The sequence below is a fragment of the Victivallaceae bacterium genome (assembly GCA_036659455.1).
Taxonomy (GTDB): Bacteria; Chlamydiota; Chlamydiia; order Chlamydiales; family Chlamydiaceae; genus JAVXCN01.
The window spans coordinates 581,370-596,030 of the sequence record JAVXCN010000001.1; the positions used below are offsets into that span (position 1 = coordinate 581,370).

Annotated in this window: 19 protein-coding genes and 1 tRNA gene; 2 read left to right on the forward strand and 18 right to left on the reverse strand. The window is 38.7% G+C overall.

Annotated elements, in window-relative coordinates; all coding sequences use genetic code 11:
- Positions 1–45: 45 nt before the first annotated feature.
- The 4 genes from ruvA to RSA43_02710 all read right to left on the reverse strand — a co-directional run bounded on the left by ruvA (position 46) and on the right by RSA43_02710 (position 3,258).
- A complete protein-coding gene (ruvA, locus tag RSA43_02695) occupies positions 46–657 on the reverse strand; it encodes a Holliday junction branch migration protein RuvA (GenBank protein MEG2496193.1) in 612 nt (203 codons plus the stop codon).
- Positions 650–1,183: a crossover junction endodeoxyribonuclease RuvC gene (ruvC, locus tag RSA43_02700; GenBank protein ID MEG2496194.1), complete on the reverse strand. Its 534-nt coding sequence runs from the start codon at positions 1,181–1,183 to the stop codon at positions 650–652. Before ruvC ends, ruvA begins: the two co-directional genes overlap by 8 nt.
- Entirely contained in the window at positions 1,180–2,394 is a 1,215-nt protein-coding gene (locus tag RSA43_02705; protein ID MEG2496195.1) for a hypothetical protein, read from the reverse strand. The genes ruvC and RSA43_02705 overlap by 4 nt, the downstream gene beginning before the upstream one ends.
- Before the next feature lie 129 nt (positions 2,395–2,523).
- Complete coding sequence (locus tag RSA43_02710; GenBank protein MEG2496196.1) at positions 2,524–3,258, reverse strand: hypothetical protein; 735 nt, start codon at positions 3,256–3,258, stop codon at positions 2,524–2,526.
- Positions 3,259–3,552: 294 nt separating this feature from the next.
- Here RSA43_02710 and RSA43_02715 point away from each other — a divergent pair, with 294 nt between their 5' ends.
- Positions 3,553–4,551, forward strand: coding sequence for an aspartate kinase (locus tag RSA43_02715; protein ID MEG2496197.1), 999 nt, complete (start codon positions 3,553–3,555; stop codon positions 4,549–4,551).
- A gap of 125 nt (positions 4,552–4,676) precedes the next feature.
- Positions 4,677–5,723, forward strand: a complete 1,047-nt coding sequence (gene asd / locus RSA43_02720) for an aspartate-semialdehyde dehydrogenase (protein ID MEG2496198.1) — start codon at positions 4,677–4,679, stop codon at positions 5,721–5,723.
- 14 nt (positions 5,724–5,737) lie between these two features.
- Here the strand turns inward: asd and RSA43_02725 are convergent, their stop codons facing one another.
- From RSA43_02725 to rpsH, 14 genes are all read right to left on the reverse strand, one after another.
- Positions 5,738–6,313: a hypothetical protein gene (locus RSA43_02725; GenBank protein MEG2496199.1), complete on the reverse strand. Its 576-nt coding sequence runs from the start codon at positions 6,311–6,313 to the stop codon at positions 5,738–5,740.
- Positions 6,314–6,449: 136 nt separating this feature from the next.
- Positions 6,450–6,532: transfer RNA gene (locus RSA43_02730), tRNA-Leu, on the reverse strand.
- A 51-nt stretch (positions 6,533–6,583) separates the two neighbouring features.
- A complete protein-coding gene (locus RSA43_02735; protein ID MEG2496200.1) occupies positions 6,584–7,423 on the reverse strand; it encodes a hypothetical protein in 840 nt (279 codons plus the stop codon).
- 20 nt (positions 7,424–7,443) lie between these two features.
- Positions 7,444–8,448 carry a type I glyceraldehyde-3-phosphate dehydrogenase gene (gene gap, locus RSA43_02740; GenBank protein ID MEG2496201.1) on the reverse strand — a complete coding sequence of 335 codons (1,005 nt, stop codon included), beginning with the start codon at positions 8,446–8,448 and terminating at the stop codon, positions 7,444–7,446.
- Positions 8,449–8,499: 51 nt separating this feature from the next.
- Positions 8,500–8,928 (reverse strand): 50S ribosomal protein L17, encoded by a 429-nt coding sequence (rplQ, locus tag RSA43_02745; protein ID MEG2496202.1) that lies wholly within the window; start codon positions 8,926–8,928, stop codon positions 8,500–8,502.
- Between the two features lie 7 nt (positions 8,929–8,935).
- Complete coding sequence (locus tag RSA43_02750; GenBank protein ID MEG2496203.1) at positions 8,936–10,066, reverse strand: DNA-directed RNA polymerase subunit alpha; 1,131 nt, start codon at positions 10,064–10,066, stop codon at positions 8,936–8,938.
- 15 nt (positions 10,067–10,081) lie between these two features.
- Positions 10,082–10,480 (reverse strand): 30S ribosomal protein S11, encoded by a 399-nt coding sequence (gene rpsK, locus RSA43_02755; protein MEG2496204.1) that lies wholly within the window; start codon positions 10,478–10,480, stop codon positions 10,082–10,084.
- Positions 10,481–10,516: 36 nt separating this feature from the next.
- Positions 10,517–10,885: a 30S ribosomal protein S13 gene (gene rpsM, locus RSA43_02760; GenBank protein MEG2496205.1), complete on the reverse strand. Its 369-nt coding sequence runs from the start codon at positions 10,883–10,885 to the stop codon at positions 10,517–10,519.
- A gap of 70 nt (positions 10,886–10,955) precedes the next feature.
- On the reverse strand, positions 10,956–12,311 hold the full coding sequence (secY, locus tag RSA43_02765) for a preprotein translocase subunit SecY (GenBank protein MEG2496206.1): 1,356 nt from the start codon (positions 12,309–12,311) through the stop codon (positions 10,956–10,958).
- Positions 12,312–12,324: 13 nt separating this feature from the next.
- Complete coding sequence (rplO, locus tag RSA43_02770) at positions 12,325–12,765, reverse strand: 50S ribosomal protein L15 (GenBank protein MEG2496207.1); 441 nt, start codon at positions 12,763–12,765, stop codon at positions 12,325–12,327.
- Positions 12,762–13,262: a 30S ribosomal protein S5 gene (gene rpsE / locus RSA43_02775; protein MEG2496208.1), complete on the reverse strand. Its 501-nt coding sequence runs from the start codon at positions 13,260–13,262 to the stop codon at positions 12,762–12,764. Before rpsE ends, rplO begins: the two co-directional genes overlap by 4 nt.
- 12 nt (positions 13,263–13,274) lie before the next feature.
- Positions 13,275–13,646 carry a 50S ribosomal protein L18 gene (gene rplR / locus RSA43_02780; protein MEG2496209.1) on the reverse strand — a complete coding sequence of 124 codons (372 nt, stop codon included), beginning with the start codon at positions 13,644–13,646 and terminating at the stop codon, positions 13,275–13,277.
- A gap of 24 nt (positions 13,647–13,670) precedes the next feature.
- Positions 13,671–14,222, reverse strand: coding sequence for a 50S ribosomal protein L6 (rplF, locus tag RSA43_02785; protein MEG2496210.1), 552 nt, complete (start codon positions 14,220–14,222; stop codon positions 13,671–13,673).
- A 23-nt stretch (positions 14,223–14,245) separates the two neighbouring features.
- The gene (rpsH, locus tag RSA43_02790; GenBank protein ID MEG2496211.1) at positions 14,246–14,647 is read right to left on the reverse strand and encodes a 30S ribosomal protein S8; all 402 of its coding nucleotides are present in this window, start codon (positions 14,645–14,647) and stop codon (positions 14,246–14,248) included.
- Positions 14,648–14,661: the final 14 nt, after the last annotated feature.

Here is a 14,661-nt window from a genome sequence, read left to right on the forward strand (position 1 = left end):
AAAGAAAGGAGTATATCGTAAGAATAAACAAGTAATCTATAAAAATTATCTCTTGTTTTTGAGAGCCAGCTTAAGTAGAACGGAAGCATCTCTTTCTGCAGGCACTAAATCGAGAGTTTTAGCCAACATTGATTCTGCCATAGATCTCGGATACCCCAGCCTAAGCAACGTTTGAAGAACCGTTTCATGAGAACCGTCGATAGTTTTAACCGGTTGTTCTTCACCTTCAACAACAATGGATTTAAAGAGAGTAGGTATCTTATTTTTCAAATCCACCATTAATTTTTCAGCCGTTTTTTTACCTATTCCAGGGACCGTAGCTATTGCTCGAACGTTTTCCGTTTTAACAATCTCCAGCAAATCCGACAGACTGAACAAATTTAAGACATTCAAACCTGTTTTAGGACCGATTCCGGACAGAGATACTAAAAAATTAAAACATTCTCTCTCCCCACGTGTTATAAATCCGTAGAGAGACGATTCGATTTCTTTGACGACTAAGGAAACATAAAGCAACAATTTTTCACCCAACCGATTCTTCAGTGATCGAGCACTTCTTTCGTTGAGATAGATTTTATATCCTACCCCGGAAACGTCCAGAACCGCTATCAAAGCATCATCGACACAAACCAGTTCTCCCTTTAAATAATCAAACATGCTTTGCCAACCGTTTCGATAAATTGCTCAAGGATGTAGCATGAATATGACAAATCGCAAGAGCCAAGGCATCCGCCTCATCTTCTTGATCACAACCTAATGACTCCGGAAGAGATAATATCCGACTTACCATAAACTGAACTTGATTTTTCAAAGCACTTCCATTTCCAACAACGGCCTTTTTAGCTTCTCTCGGAGAATATTCAAATACCGGAATGCCTTCAAGAGAAGCAGCCAATATAATAATGCCTCTTGCCATACCCAACTTCAATGCGGTCTGAGGATTCAATTTAACGAACTGCGTTTCTATAGAAACGGTATCGGGACGAAAAGAAGCTATAATTTCTTTCATCTCGGTGAATAAAATCTTGTATCTATCGGCCAGAGCAAATTTTTCTTTCACTAAAATGCGCCCGTATCCTAAGGAATTCATCTTTCCGGAAGACATGGCATACGAAATCATACCATAACCCGTTTTAATCGTGCCGGGATCGATACCTAGAATTTTTAAATCAGGATCGTTCATAGATAATTATCAGTCTCATTGGACAAGAGACTTTCAATACCTTCCTCTTCCGCTTTACGATTCAAAAAATCTCTCAGATCATTAAGAGTCGCTTCAAACTTAACGTTCTTATCATGGACTTTTTCGAAATTTTGATCTTCATCCTTAACGGTTACGTCTACTTCTTCCAACGATCCTTGAGTCGTTTCTATCGACTGTTGCAACAATCCCATCTCCTCTATACGTTCTGACAAACGTTCTTTGAGTTTAATGAAAGTTTTCCCAGGATCGGACACTTGTTGTTTTTGATCTCTCAAAATTTCCAACTCCAACAAAATGTCTTTAAAATCGTGTTCCAAGTCTCTTAAATGTAATATTTTTTTTCTTGATAATTCAAGCTCTTGCTCTCGAGATTCTAATTGAATTTTAAGATGATCGGCACGCTCTCGAAAATCTTGGACTTCACATTCTTTTTCAGAAGTTAACTTGTCCAATCTGTTCGTCAGATCCAAAATCCGTTTCTTCAAAGATAAATTTTCATCCCTTAACACCGTTAACAAGTCATCCTTCTGTTCCAACAATTTGATGTATGCCGTAATGCGTTCGGAATCAGCCGGACATAAATTTTCTTTGGATAATTTTACTTCCGATTCTTTGCCAGCTTTATCCATAATCAAGAACTCCAATTGTTCTTCTAAGCTTTTTATTTGATTTTCGTAACACAACCGTCTCCCTTCGGCTATCTCTAAGCGCTGGGATAACATGGTCAAATCCCTTTTTAGACCGGCAATTAGATTTTCGTGAGCCCTACAATCCTGCATCTTTACTACGAGATGTTCACGAAGCCAAGCGTTATCCTCTTGCAATTCTTCTTTATAAAAATTTTCTCTATCCTCCGAATCATCTTCATTAAGATCCGAAAGTCCAATGTCGACCGTTGATTTTTCAAGATCTAAGATTTCTTCAGATACAAAATCATCTTCCGACCGAACGGAAGGATCCACATTCTGAAAGCTTTTTTTTTTAATATCAATTTTTAAATCATTACTCATTCCGTCGCAGATTTCCGAAAAAATACGAACTGAAACATCAGATTCCTGCGCGGACTGAACGGCTTGATACAAACAATCAAGCAATAAAAAAGATAATGCATCTTCTTCTTGCTGATTTTTTAAATAAAATTTGCTTATTACAAATCGTTTAAATCTACTTAATAAAGTATAAGTAAACATTAACATCCGCACCAAACAGCAAATTCCCTAATAACCTTCGTATATCATAAAAATGAAAGTTTATGAACGGAATGTTCAACTATTTTTTTCTTTGAAAGAAAACTTTTTGAATCCCAAAAATTTATCCGTTTAACGGATATGAAAATAAAACAAATGCTTTTCCTGACATACATCATACTCGAAAACAAGGTATCTTAAGCGTTTCATCAAAGCTCTCGGTAACTTAATTTCTAAATTAGCGGAATGAATTTTTCCGGGGAAAACAGTAACTGTCTGAAAATAATGCTTTTTAAGTCCCGTTTTTACGAGTTCATGATACCCATTTAAAGAATCTCTAGTCATAACGGATTCTTTTGCCACTTGATCACAAGCTTGTCGCCGTTGGTATTCGTTATTACTTTGTCCTTCAAAAACGGTAACACCGTTGGGTCCGTAACTTGTTCCCCTTTTATAAGTTTTTCCGGCATCCTGTGCCGACCACATTTCAAATAAGGAGGAAATATCTGCCAACAACCCGTTCCATCTATGATCACTATCGGCGGTTTTCAACTGTTTCTCTAAGCTGATGATTTGAATGGCTCGTCCGTCTTGATCGTACACTTTCAAATTATGAGGATAGATATTAACAGGTTGTGTCCCGTTATTAAGAATTGAAAAGCAAAAACATCCTTTTCTTCCGTATAAAGAATCTTTTCTGCATGTCATCGAAAGACAATTTTTTTTCGATGAGACTATACTTTTATGGCCTTGAAAAAAATATTCTTCTTGATGCCGATTCGATTTTGAAGGAATGATATGGCTTTTTCCCAAGCAAGATCCAGAGCAAACGATTAAGAACAAAAAAACAGAAATAATGGTATTCATGAGTTACAACCAAGTGACTATCAAAGACTAAGATTATTATGTTTTCGAAAAGAAAATTCAATATAAAATCGATCCATCCAACGCAAAGATTTCCGATTTGTATTTACTTCAATAATTCTTTTTGATAAAAAACCTGCTCCATAAAAGCTATTTTATTCGATAGGGCACTGGATTCTTAAGTTAAGCCAAGCTTATGCTTGCCTTCCGAAATCGAGTTTAATCTCATTAATTGATTTCTAAACGTGCTAACCGATGCGGTTGCGTATCAAGAAAAAGATATCAGAGGTATCTCTTATGCAGTCTAGCAGACAATCCATGGTAAAAAAGGTTCTTAAATTCGGAGGTTCTTCCTTAAATAATCCTGCTTTTATTGAAAATGTTCTCGACATCATATTAACGACATATGCATCGACTTCCCAATTAGTCGTCGTTTTTTCCGCATTCGGAAACGTCACCGATCAATTAATCGAACTTGGTCAAAAAGCTAAAGCACAAACCGGATACTCTAATTTATCGGAAGAAATCAAACAAAGACATATCGATACTGCAATCGCACTGCTACCACACACACACGTACCATTCTTATTGGATAAACTGGATACCGTTTTCAATGACCTGAATACTTGTATATCGACAATCATCCGAAACGGCGAGTTATCTAAAAAATCTCTGGACGAACTTATGGGTTACGGAGAAAAAATGTCGACACTCATTCTTTGTGAAGCTCTAAAAAAATATATCGTAAACGCACGTTTATTAAATGCCGAAACGATCATTGTTACGGATAGGAATTTCGGACAAGGCCATATCAATTTTAAGATAACGAATGACAGGATCATAAATTACTTTAAATCAAATGTTTCGGTAGTTATTGTCCCAGGATTTATAGCTGCGACGAAAAAAGACGAACCGATCACTTTGGGAAGAGGGGGGTCCGATTATACGGCAGCAGTTTTAGGAGCCGCTCTTGATTCCGATGTCGTGGAATTATGGACCGATGTTGATGGTATTATGACTGCCGATCCGAAAAAAGATTGTCATGCATCCGTAATTCCTGAACTGAATTACGAAAAAGCTATGGAGTTATCCTTATTAGGGGCTAAAGTCATTCACTGTTTTGCATTACTTCCCATAAGTCAAAAAAACATCCCTATTCTTATTAAAAACAGTTTCCGTAAAGAGGCTCCCGGAACCCTAATCCGGAATTCATCTCTAATCGTTAATCCTATCTCTTCTTTTCCCGGGTACATATCTTCTCCTGAAAGTTCGAAAATAAAAACGAATTTAAATTGAGCTGGTTTTATTTTCGTTTGGGATCGCATAATCAACGTCAATTACGAATCAATTAAGCAACCGTAAATAATTTTAAGAAAGTAAAATTAAACTATGTCTATATTAAAAGCGATATGGGGAATCATATGAAAAAAATCCCCGTAGGAATCTTGGGCGCTACGGGCATGGTAGGACAAAAATTCGTTGAATTGCTATCTCATCATCCTTGGTTTGAAATTATCCTATTATCCGCTTCACCGAAATCTCAAAATAAGACTTATCAACAAGCGACACGTTGGCTTTTGCCTACACCTCCTAAACGAAAAATTGCTCGTATTATTGTTTCCGATTATTCGGATACTTCCAACTGCGTTCTTCTTTTTTCCGGATTACATAACTCTGTAGCGGGAGAGATCGAAACGAATCGAGCATCGCAAGGTTACATAGTTATTTCCAATTCCTCACATCACAGAATGGATCCGGACATTCCCCTAGTCATACCGGAGGTCAATCCTTCCCACTTACATTTAATCACCCAGCAACCTTTTTCAAAAAAAGGATGTCTTATTACCAATCCTAATTGTTCGGTAATAGGCTTAACCATGGCCTTAAAGCCTCTTTTATTCCTGTCCGAAATCGAAAAAGTACAGATTACCACTTTACAAGCTCTTTCGGGAGCCGGATATCCCGGCGTTTCAGGGCTCGATATCATTGATAACGTGATTCCGAATATTCCCGGAGAAGAATCAAAATTGGAAACGGAACCCCTGAAAATCTTAGGTTCATATCACGAAGGTGTGCTTCGCCCCTATCCTATTGAAATTAGCGCTCACTGCACACGAGTTCCTGTTCTGGACGGTCACTTAGCTTGCGTATCAGTCAAATTCAAAGACAAAGTCACTCAAAAACAATTACTCAATCATTGGAAAAATTTTTCCGGAGACCCACAAAAACTCAAATTACCTTCCGCACCCAGACACCCCATCATTTATTTCAATCATGACGATTATCCGCAACCTCGTCTTCATCGTCATTTAGGACGAGGAATGAGCATAAGCATCGGAAGACTGCGTCCCTGTAACGTTTTAGATTGGAAGTTCGTCATTCTCTTACATAACACAATTCGAGGAGCCGTCGGTAGTGCCGTGCTGAATGCCGAATTGTTAATAAAGCAGAAATTAATAGAAAACTAACACTTGTTTATTGCTTAGGTCGATTTTGCCGGAACCGCAGATAATTTCCCGATTAATGTTTTAATCAAAGCATTCGATTCTTCGGAAATCGTCCAACAATGGCAGCTCTTTCTTTTTTTGAAACAACAGCAATCGGCCTTTTGGGGATTACGTTTTAAGAAACGCATCCGAATCACACCACGTAAAAAGAAATTTTTATTGAAATAAGTCTCAAGAGCTTCTATTCGTCGGCTTCCTTGATTATTTATTGACCACCATTCGATAATCGCACACCATAGTTCAGACACGTCTTGGTTATTAGCAGCATCGGGATGTCCTGCCATCTTGATTAAATCGAATGTCACTTGAACTGAATGATCCAGCATAAAGCATCGAAAAAATAAATCGCTTTTGAAAAGAGATATATTATCAAAATATTCTTGAAGTTTCAAAACATTCCATTCTCTTCCGGCAACATGAACTTTGCATTTTTCAATAGATTGAAATTCTTTCTGAAAATATCGTTGCATTTCAAGTAACACTGCTCGAAGTTTTTTGACTGCGGCTGCATCTTCTTTGATCATTCCTTCAACGACTTTTGCAAAATGCATAGAAGCTCCTGCTGAAAGTCCAGCTAAAACAAAGCATATAATGCTTTTTAAGAAACTAAAGACGAAAAATAAAGAAGAGAAAAAGCATTCGAAAATATAAGACACAGACAACAATACGGAACATCTAACCGGAAAATGCTCAGAACAAGACTCGAACTTGCACGGGCTAACGCCCAAGGGATTTTAAGTCCCTAGTGTCTACCATTCCACCATCTGAGCAAACAGATATTAAGACTAAATAACTTGGAACTTAAGAGTCAACAAATATGATTAAAAATCGTCGGTTTCAAAAACGGAATTCACGGAAAAAGTGTCTTCCTCTAGGAAAGGACTTTCAGGACAAGAAACATTCGTCAATGATATCGGATCGAATGAATCGACTTCAGCTATTAAAATATGTTTCCCGTTGCATGACATTTCCTGATCATTGTCTCCAATAAGCGCCTCTGAAACGCATGGTTTCTCTTCTCTAAATACGGAAGGATTAAAACTCCCTATAACTTCCGAAATCAAAAGAGCCGGAGGAGGTATCAGACAAAATTTCTTATCACTAGCGGGAGATTCTTCATTAGAACTTTCGGAGGATTTGACTCTCTCTTCGGAACTCTCCTTAAACTTCTTCTTGTTATGCTTCTTTTCCTTCCAAGACTTTTTAGACTTCGAGCCGGAAGCCGCTTCCGCAACCGATACCACCATATCCTCAGGCGATGCCCCCGTATAACTATCGATAACCTCTTCGATAATTTCGACTAATGGAGCCTTTTCTTTTTCTACCGCTTTTCCGTTTAGGGGTTGTAAAGCCTTATCTTTCGGGATTTTTAATGATGCAGCTCGTCCTCCCGCAATCTTAATTCCTTTTTCAACAACCAGGGCTTTAAGATTAACTCGAGCATCTCTTATTTCAAAAACCTCATAATCCGAAATCGGCAATAAAAACGATTTAGTCCTATCGGAATTTCTAAAAAAACAACTTCTACCCAACGAAACGACTTCCAAAGCATCAACGACAAGAGGCTCAAAAGATGGATTTTTAGCACTACGAATCGTAAGCTTATAGCCTTCTCTGGAAGTTACAACAGTTTCTATTACGGGTTCTCTCGTAAAATACACTACTTAAACCTTTCACTTCTTTATAAATGGGCTACCATATACTGCATTAAGTCTACTACTCGACAAGCATACCCATGTTCATTATCATACCAAGACACCAGTTTAAAAAACCGATCGTTCAAGGCTATTCCCGCACCTACATCAAAAACGGAAGAATACGAAGAACCTATAAAATCCGAAGACACTACTTGCTCTTCCGTATAACCTAAAATCCCTTTCATAGGACCTTCCGAAGCCGTTTTTACGGCCGTACAAATATCTTCATAAGAGGTCGCCTTAGAAAGTCTTACCGTCAAATCAACTACGGACACGTCAGCTACCGGAATTCTAAAAGCCATTCCGGTCAATTTACCTTTCAACTGCGGTAAACAAAGCGTAACGGCCTTAGCGGCTCCCGTAGAAGCCGGAATAATATTCTGAAGACATCCGCGCCCTCCTCTCCAATCTTTCTTAGAAGGACCGTCAACGGCAGGTTGAGTAGCTGTCGCCGCATGAACGGTAGTCATTAATCCTTCTTCTATACCGAAATTATCGCATAAAACTTTCGCAAGAGGCGCCAAGCAATTCGTAGTACAAGAAGCATTCGAAACAATATGATCCTTACCGGAATCATAAGTCGTTTCATTAACTCCTATCACAAAGGTAGGGACATTTCCTTTCGCCGGAGCGGAAATAAGAACCTTATGAGCCCCAGACTCAAGATGCAACCTTGCATCTTCTTCTTTAGTAAATAAGCCGGTTGATTCAAGAACAACATCGACTCCCAGATCTTTCCAAGGCAATTTCTGCAAAGAACGCTCCTGCAAAAACTTAATCGACGATCCGTTAACGTTAAGAACATCACCGTTAAGTTCCATCTTTTCAGAAAAAAGACCGTGAGTCGAATCATGCTTAAGGAGATAAACTAAGTTATCGGGAGGGACTAAGTCATTAACAGCAACTACTTCCAATGGAGATTTTATGCTCAAAATACGTCTCAAAACAAGACGTCCTATCCGACCGAAACCATTGATTGCTACTCTCATACCCCTACAGTACTCCCTAGTTTCTCATAACAGAATTGTCTTTAAATGAAATTAATCACTCAAAAATTCTATAATACATTTTTGAGCATTATCACCAACCCTATTTTGCGTTCTGAAAATACGAGTGTATCCTCCTTGACGAGAAATAAAGCGACTACCCAAAACACCAAACAACTTATCAATCACCTGTCTGTCAATATTATAAGACGAGATATCACCTGCTTTAACGGCTCTACGCTCTTTCGAATCCAAAAAATTAAAGCGAATCATCAACTTAGCTATAGCGCGACGCCGCGCAGCCAAATCATTTTTTTTCGCTAATGTGATCATCTTATCGGCATGACGACGCAATTCTTTCCCCTTAACTAAGGTCGTTTCAACCCTTTCAAAATGAATTAAGGACTTAAGCATATTGGCGATCATACATCGATTATGTGCAGAGGTTCTACTAACTCTAAATTTTTTTCTACCGTGTTGCATCGATCATTTATCCTTTAGTATTCTTAGATCGTACCCTTTCAGCATACCATTTAATTTTTTCTTTCACATTTTCCAAAGAAATTCCGAACTGAGTCAAATCCATCCCCAATTCAAGTTTCATATCTTTCAATTTATTCTTGATTTCACATAAAGATTTTTTACCGAAATTCCTGAACTGCAACAACCTAGGCTCCGGCATAATAACCAACTCACCAATCGTCTCGATATTTGCGTTAGACAAACAATTAGTCGAACGAACGGAAAGCTCAATTTCATTAATACCCAAAACAAGTTTATGTAAAATTTCATCTTTGCTTTCTTTATCGACTAAAATATTCTCCTCAAAAACGATTTTTCTCTCGTCCATTTTTTCAAAAACGGCTAAATGTTTTGCCAAAATTTTTGTAGAAAAGGCCAATCCTTCTCTAGGAGAAACTCTACCGTCGGTTTCTACTTCCAAAACCAAACGATCGAAATCGGTATCTTGACCGACTCGCGTATCTTCAACAAAATAGTTCACTAAAACAACAGGAGAAAAAGATGCATCCAAAACAATTTCATCAACCGTTTTATTTTTTATGCTTACTCTTTCCGAAGGCGAATACCCTCTTCCGAATGCTACCTTTAACATGATTCGAGCACTCATCGGCTTCGTTACCGTAAAAATAAGATGTTCCGGATTAATAACCTCAAAGTCCCCTTCCGGAATCAAATCGGATAAAATGACTTTTTTTCCTCCGCCACAAACAGCCAACTCTGCGGCATCTATATTTAAATCCGTAGTCAGCGTTCTTACGCCTCTTCCTAGAGGACTTCCTTCAGAAGCGAATTTTTTCAGCAAAGCGCCTTTAAGATTCAAAATTATATTGGTTACATCTTCAACAACACCCTCCAAAGCCATGTACTCGTGCGACACACCGTCCATCGAAAACGAAACTATGGCAGGGGCTTCTATACCGATCAGGAGAATCCTCCTCAAAGCATTTCCTAAAGTATGCCCCATACCTCTTTCCAAAGGCTCCGCGATAAAACGTGCCTTCACGCTCATATCGTCTCCTTTCAAGGCATCCATTTTAACAAACTCGGGCAATTCAAATTTATCGTAAAGCAGTGAAACCGCTTGTTCTTGCTCCGTCATTATAATAATCTCCTCCTAAACCCTACGTCTTTTTCTAGGTCTACAACCGTTATGAGGCAACGGAGTAACGTCTCGGATAACCGAAACAACCAATCCGGAACTTATCAAAGCTCTTACGGCCGATTCTCTTCCGGCACCGGTTCCTTTAAGGTTAACCTCTACTTCCTTCATTCCACTATTACCCATCGCAATCTTCGCGGCATCCTGAGTAGCTACCGTTGCAGCAAACGCCGAAGACTTTCGCGACCCCGAATATCCGACTTTTCCTGCAGAAGCCCATGCGATAACATTACCGGCAGGGTCACTAACCGATACCACGGTATTATTAAAGGTTGCCTTAACATGAACTATTCCGGAAGGCACATTCCTAACGACTTTCTTTTTTGAACCTTTAACGCCTTTCTTGACTTGCATTTGTTTCTTAGCCAAAACAAACTCCTTAATTAAAAATTATTTTTTCTTACCCGCAACGGTTTTTCGCTTACCTTTACGCGTACGAGAATTCGTTTTAGTACGTTGCCCTCTAACCGGTAACGACAGACGATGCCTTAACCCTCGATAAGAATGAATTGCAATCAAACGTTTAATGTTGGACTGAACCCGTCTCCTTAAATCTCCCTCAACGACATATTCGAACTGCAGTAGTGTATTAAGGCGCCCAATCTCCTCATCCGTTAAATCGGAAGCTCTTATATCCAGGTTCAAATTCAATTTTTGAATAACTTCCATAGCCAAAGCACGACCGATACCGTAAATATAAGTCAAACTAACAAACAATTTTTTCTTTGCCGGAATATCTATACCAATAATACGAGGCATTTAATTTTCTCTCTGTTAAAAATGAAAAATGCTAATAGAAAAAGAGTTATTTTTCAATATGTTCCTTATCTTACTTTCCTCGACTTTTCTTCATCAAACCGTCATAACGTTTCATTAATAAAAAAGAGTCGATTTGCTTCATAGTATCCAAAACTACACCTACTATGATCAACATAGCAGTACCTCCGAGAAAATAACTCACTGTTGTATCAACTTTCAAATAACGACCCAAGATCGAAGGAAGAACGGCTATAACCGCTAAAAACACGGCGCCGATAAAAGTAACCCTATTCATAGTATATTCCAGGTAAGCTTTAGTAGCCTTTCCTTGCTTTACACCGGGAATAAAGGCATTGTTTTTCTTCATTTCCGAAGCTATTTGTTCCGGATGAAACTGAGTCGCAGTCCAAAAGTAGGTGAAAAATATGATCAAAAAAACATAAAGGAAAGCGTAAAACCAGCTACCGGGCGATATCATTCTCGTGATTGACGAAAATGAAGAATTCGGACCCAAAAACTGTCCCAAAGTGGCCGGAAACATCAATAAGGATGAAGCAAAAATCACGGGGATCACACCGGCATAATTCACCTTTAGAGGAAGATACGAACCACCGCCATGAACCTCTCTCCTACCCACAAATCTTCTGGCATGCTGAACAGGAATTTTTCTCATTCCTTCGATAATCAAAATAGTAGCTACTAGAGTAAAGATAAATACGACTACCAAAATCAACAAAGACAATAAATTCAACTCACCGGGACCTTCCGATAAAAAATTAAACTTACCGATTATCGAACCGATAACCGTAGGAAAAGAAGACAGAATTCCGAGAGCTATGATCAAACTGATTCCGTTACCGACACCTTTATCGGAAATTTGCTCGCCGACCCACATCAAAATTAAGGTTCCGGTTGTCATAAAAACGGCTGTAGTCAAATAAAACATCCAAGGTCCGGTGAAAAACGTCTCCGTGAGCATAGCCGGAAGAACGATACCCGGAACGGCTAGATTCATTTTCAAAGCAAATCTGGCAAAGAGAAAAGATTGTATAAGAGCTAAAAAAACGGTAAACAACCTTGTATATTTACCGATCTTACGTTTTCCCAATTCGGGATTTTCTCTAATTTCTCTCTGAAGAGAAGGTAAAAAAATCAGAATGAGCTGTACAATGATGGAAGCGGAAATATAAGGAACTACACCTAATGCGGTAACCGTCATTTGCGCAAAAGCTCCTCCCGAAAAAATATCGACCATCTGAAATAAATTTTGTCCGCCTCCGATAATCTGATTGAAATAAGAAAGAGCCAACGCTCCGTTTATTCCGGGGACCGGCACAAATACTCCGATTCGACAAGCTGCTAAAAGAATAAAGGTCAAAAATATTCGTTGTCTTAACTCCGAAATTCCCAAAATTCTTCTAAACATTGCGATCATCCGCTTAATCTCCTCCGATTCCCAAAAGTTCTTTAACTCCCGAAGACAAAACAAGTGCCTTATCCGAGAAAATCAAGTCTTTTGTCAACTCTCCTTTGAGAATAATTTTAACTTTTTTAACGGTTCGCGGAACCAAATATTTTTCCTTAAGAACATCTAAAGTCACGGATTCACCTACTCCGAAAACCTTCTCAAGACGACCCGTCGTAACTTCGGCAACCTTCGTTGCAAACCGAACATTGGAGAACCCTCTGGTCGGCAATCTTCTGTAAAGAGGGACACCACCCCCTTCGTAACCGAATCTTCTCTTATATCCGGAACGAGAGCCATCACCTTTATGTCCCCTACCTGAAGTTTTTCCTAACCCCGAAGAAGGACCTCTTCCCAATAGTTTTCTACGAGGTTTTTTATGACCAAAACTGTTTAAAGTCATCATTCGATTCATACAAGACCTCTCTCTTTAAACACGACATCCTTAACCGTTAAATTCGAAAGAGCTTTAAAAGTCGCTTTTACCTGATTAATAGGATTATTGGAGCCGATGTTCTTAGCCACAACGTTTTTCAGGCCAGCCATTTCCAAAATCAAACGAACACGTGATCCCGCAACAATACCGGTTCCGGGTTTAGCGGGCTTTAAAAGCAAATTAGCTCCATCAAAATTAACCATAATTTCATGAGGTATGGAACCGGACTCGCCCTCTAAAAAATCAAGTTTGATAAGATTTTTTTTAGCGGCCTCTCCACCTTTCCGAATAGCATCGGTCAACTCGTTGGCTTTTGCAAAACCGTAACCGACCGTTCCCTTGCCGTCACCGACTAAAATCAAAGCCGAAAAACTGAACTTGCGTCCGCCTTTAACAACCTTAGAACATCGATTGACGAACAAAACTTTTTCTTCGAGGTGATCTTCTCTATGAGAATTTTTAGATGATGATGTCATTACTTATCCTTCTTAAAATTGCAAACCGCATTCTCTGGCTCCTTGAGCCACCATAGCTACTATGCCGTGATACTTGAAAGGCCCTCTATCAAATACGATTCCTTCGAGATTTAAAGCTTTTCCAAGCGCGGCAATTTGCCCACCCAAATACTTTGCCGTCTCTTTATTTTTTTGGGTATACGAAGTGTCTTTCACGGATTTAGAGCGAGTTGAGATCGCTGCCAACGTTCGACCTTCATCATCATCAATCAACTGAACATAAACATGCTTATTAGTTTTAACTACACAAAGTCTAGGCCTTAAAAGAGAACCTCGTAATTTCTTACGAACTCGCAAACTCCTACGACTCCTCATTAAACGTTTTTTAGCTAAAGAACTTTCCATAACTCTATCTTCTTGCCTAATTACCTATTTTTTTCCCGTTTTAGCAGTCTTTCCTGCTTTTCGACGTACATATTCATTCGCATAACGAATACCCTTACCTTTATAAGGTTCAGGGGGACGTTTCGAACGAATGCTTGCCGCAAACTGTCCTACAAGCTGCTTATCAAGCCCTCGAATCAAAATAATCGTATTTTTTTCAACGCTTACTTCTAAAAATTGAGGTATCGGCATTTTTACCGGATGAGACACCCCAATGGACAAATCCAAAACGGCATTCTGAACGACAGCCCTATATCCTACCCCATTCATTTCCAATTTTTTCTCGAAACCTGAACAAACCCCTTTGACCATATTATCAATTAAAGCCCAATACAATCCTTGAAACTTACCGGGCTTTTCAACCACATTTTCAGCAGGACTGACCGTAATCTTGTTATCTTCGATAGAAATCACCACTTCGGGCATTAATTTTTTCAAAAGAGTTCCTTTCGGACCCTGAACCGTAATTTCGGTTTCGGTACAATTTACTTGAACTTCCTTAGGAAAATGAATAGGTTCTCGAGCTTTACGTGACATAACTTTACTTAGACCTCAACTTATTACCAAACCAAACAAAGCAACTCGCCACCGATATTCTTGGCACGAGCGGAAGATCCGTCAAGAATACCCTGAGATGTTGACAAAATAGATATTCCCATATTCCCGAAAACATAAGGAATCTTATCAACAGAAACATATACCCTTAAGGAAGGCTTGGAAATTTTCTTTAAAACTCTAACGATAGACTGACGATTTTCCTTATATTTTAAGAAAACTCTCATCGTTCTTTTTTTATTTTCTTCTTTTACTAAATAATGAGCTATGAAACCGTTCTTTTTGAGAATCTTAGCAACTTCTTCCCTCATTTTACTATGCATCACATCAACGAAAAGATGCTCTGCCTTCAAAGAATTTCTAATTCTCGTTAAAAGATCCGCTATAGGATCGCTTACTGAAGTCATCCTTCCCTCTTAAT

Bases quoted from the DNA above. Each gene is read 5' to 3' on its own strand.
- ruvA (MEG2496193.1), bottom strand. From the start codon at position 657: ATGTTTGATTATTTAAAGGGAGAACTGGTTTGTGTCGATGATGCTTTG.
- ruvC (MEG2496194.1), bottom strand. From the start codon at position 1,183: ATGAACGATCCTGATTTAAAAATTCTAGGTATCGATCCCGGCACGATT.
- RSA43_02705 (MEG2496195.1), bottom strand. From the start codon at position 2,394: ATGTTTACTTATACTTTATTAAGTAGATTTAAACGATTTGTAATAAGC.
- RSA43_02710 (MEG2496196.1), bottom strand. From the start codon at position 3,258: ATGAATACCATTATTTCTGTTTTTTTGTTCTTAATCGTTTGCTCTGGA.
- RSA43_02715 (MEG2496197.1), top strand. From the start codon at position 3,553: ATGCAGTCTAGCAGACAATCCATGGTAAAAAAGGTTCTTAAATTCGGA.
- asd (MEG2496198.1), top strand. From the start codon at position 4,677: ATGAAAAAAATCCCCGTAGGAATCTTGGGCGCTACGGGCATGGTAGGA.
- RSA43_02725 (MEG2496199.1), bottom strand. From the start codon at position 6,313: ATGCATTTTGCAAAAGTCGTTGAAGGAATGATCAAAGAAGATGCAGCC.
- gap (MEG2496201.1), bottom strand. From the start codon at position 8,448: ATGAGAGTAGCAATCAATGGTTTCGGTCGGATAGGACGTCTTGTTTTG.
- rplQ (MEG2496202.1), bottom strand. From the start codon at position 8,928: ATGCAACACGGTAGAAAAAAATTTAGAGTTAGTAGAACCTCTGCACAT.
- RSA43_02750 (MEG2496203.1), bottom strand. From the start codon at position 10,066: ATGACGGAGCAAGAACAAGCGGTTTCACTGCTTTACGATAAATTTGAA.
- rpsK (MEG2496204.1), bottom strand. From the start codon at position 10,480: ATGCAAGTCAAGAAAGGCGTTAAAGGTTCAAAAAAGAAAGTCGTTAGG.
- rpsM (MEG2496205.1), bottom strand. From the start codon at position 10,885: ATGCCTCGTATTATTGGTATAGATATTCCGGCAAAGAAAAAATTGTTT.
- secY (MEG2496206.1), bottom strand. From the start codon at position 12,311: ATGTTTAGAAGAATTTTGGGAATTTCGGAGTTAAGACAACGAATATTT.
- rplO (MEG2496207.1), bottom strand. From the start codon at position 12,765: ATGAATCGAATGATGACTTTAAACAGTTTTGGTCATAAAAAACCTCGT.
- rpsE (MEG2496208.1), bottom strand. From the start codon at position 13,262: ATGACATCATCATCTAAAAATTCTCATAGAGAAGATCACCTCGAAGAA.
- rplR (MEG2496209.1), bottom strand. From the start codon at position 13,646: ATGGAAAGTTCTTTAGCTAAAAAACGTTTAATGAGGAGTCGTAGGAGT.
- rplF (MEG2496210.1), bottom strand. From the start codon at position 14,222: ATGTCACGTAAAGCTCGAGAACCTATTCATTTTCCTAAGGAAGTTCAA.
- rpsH (MEG2496211.1), bottom strand. From the start codon at position 14,647: ATGACTTCAGTAAGCGATCCTATAGCGGATCTTTTAACGAGAATTAGA.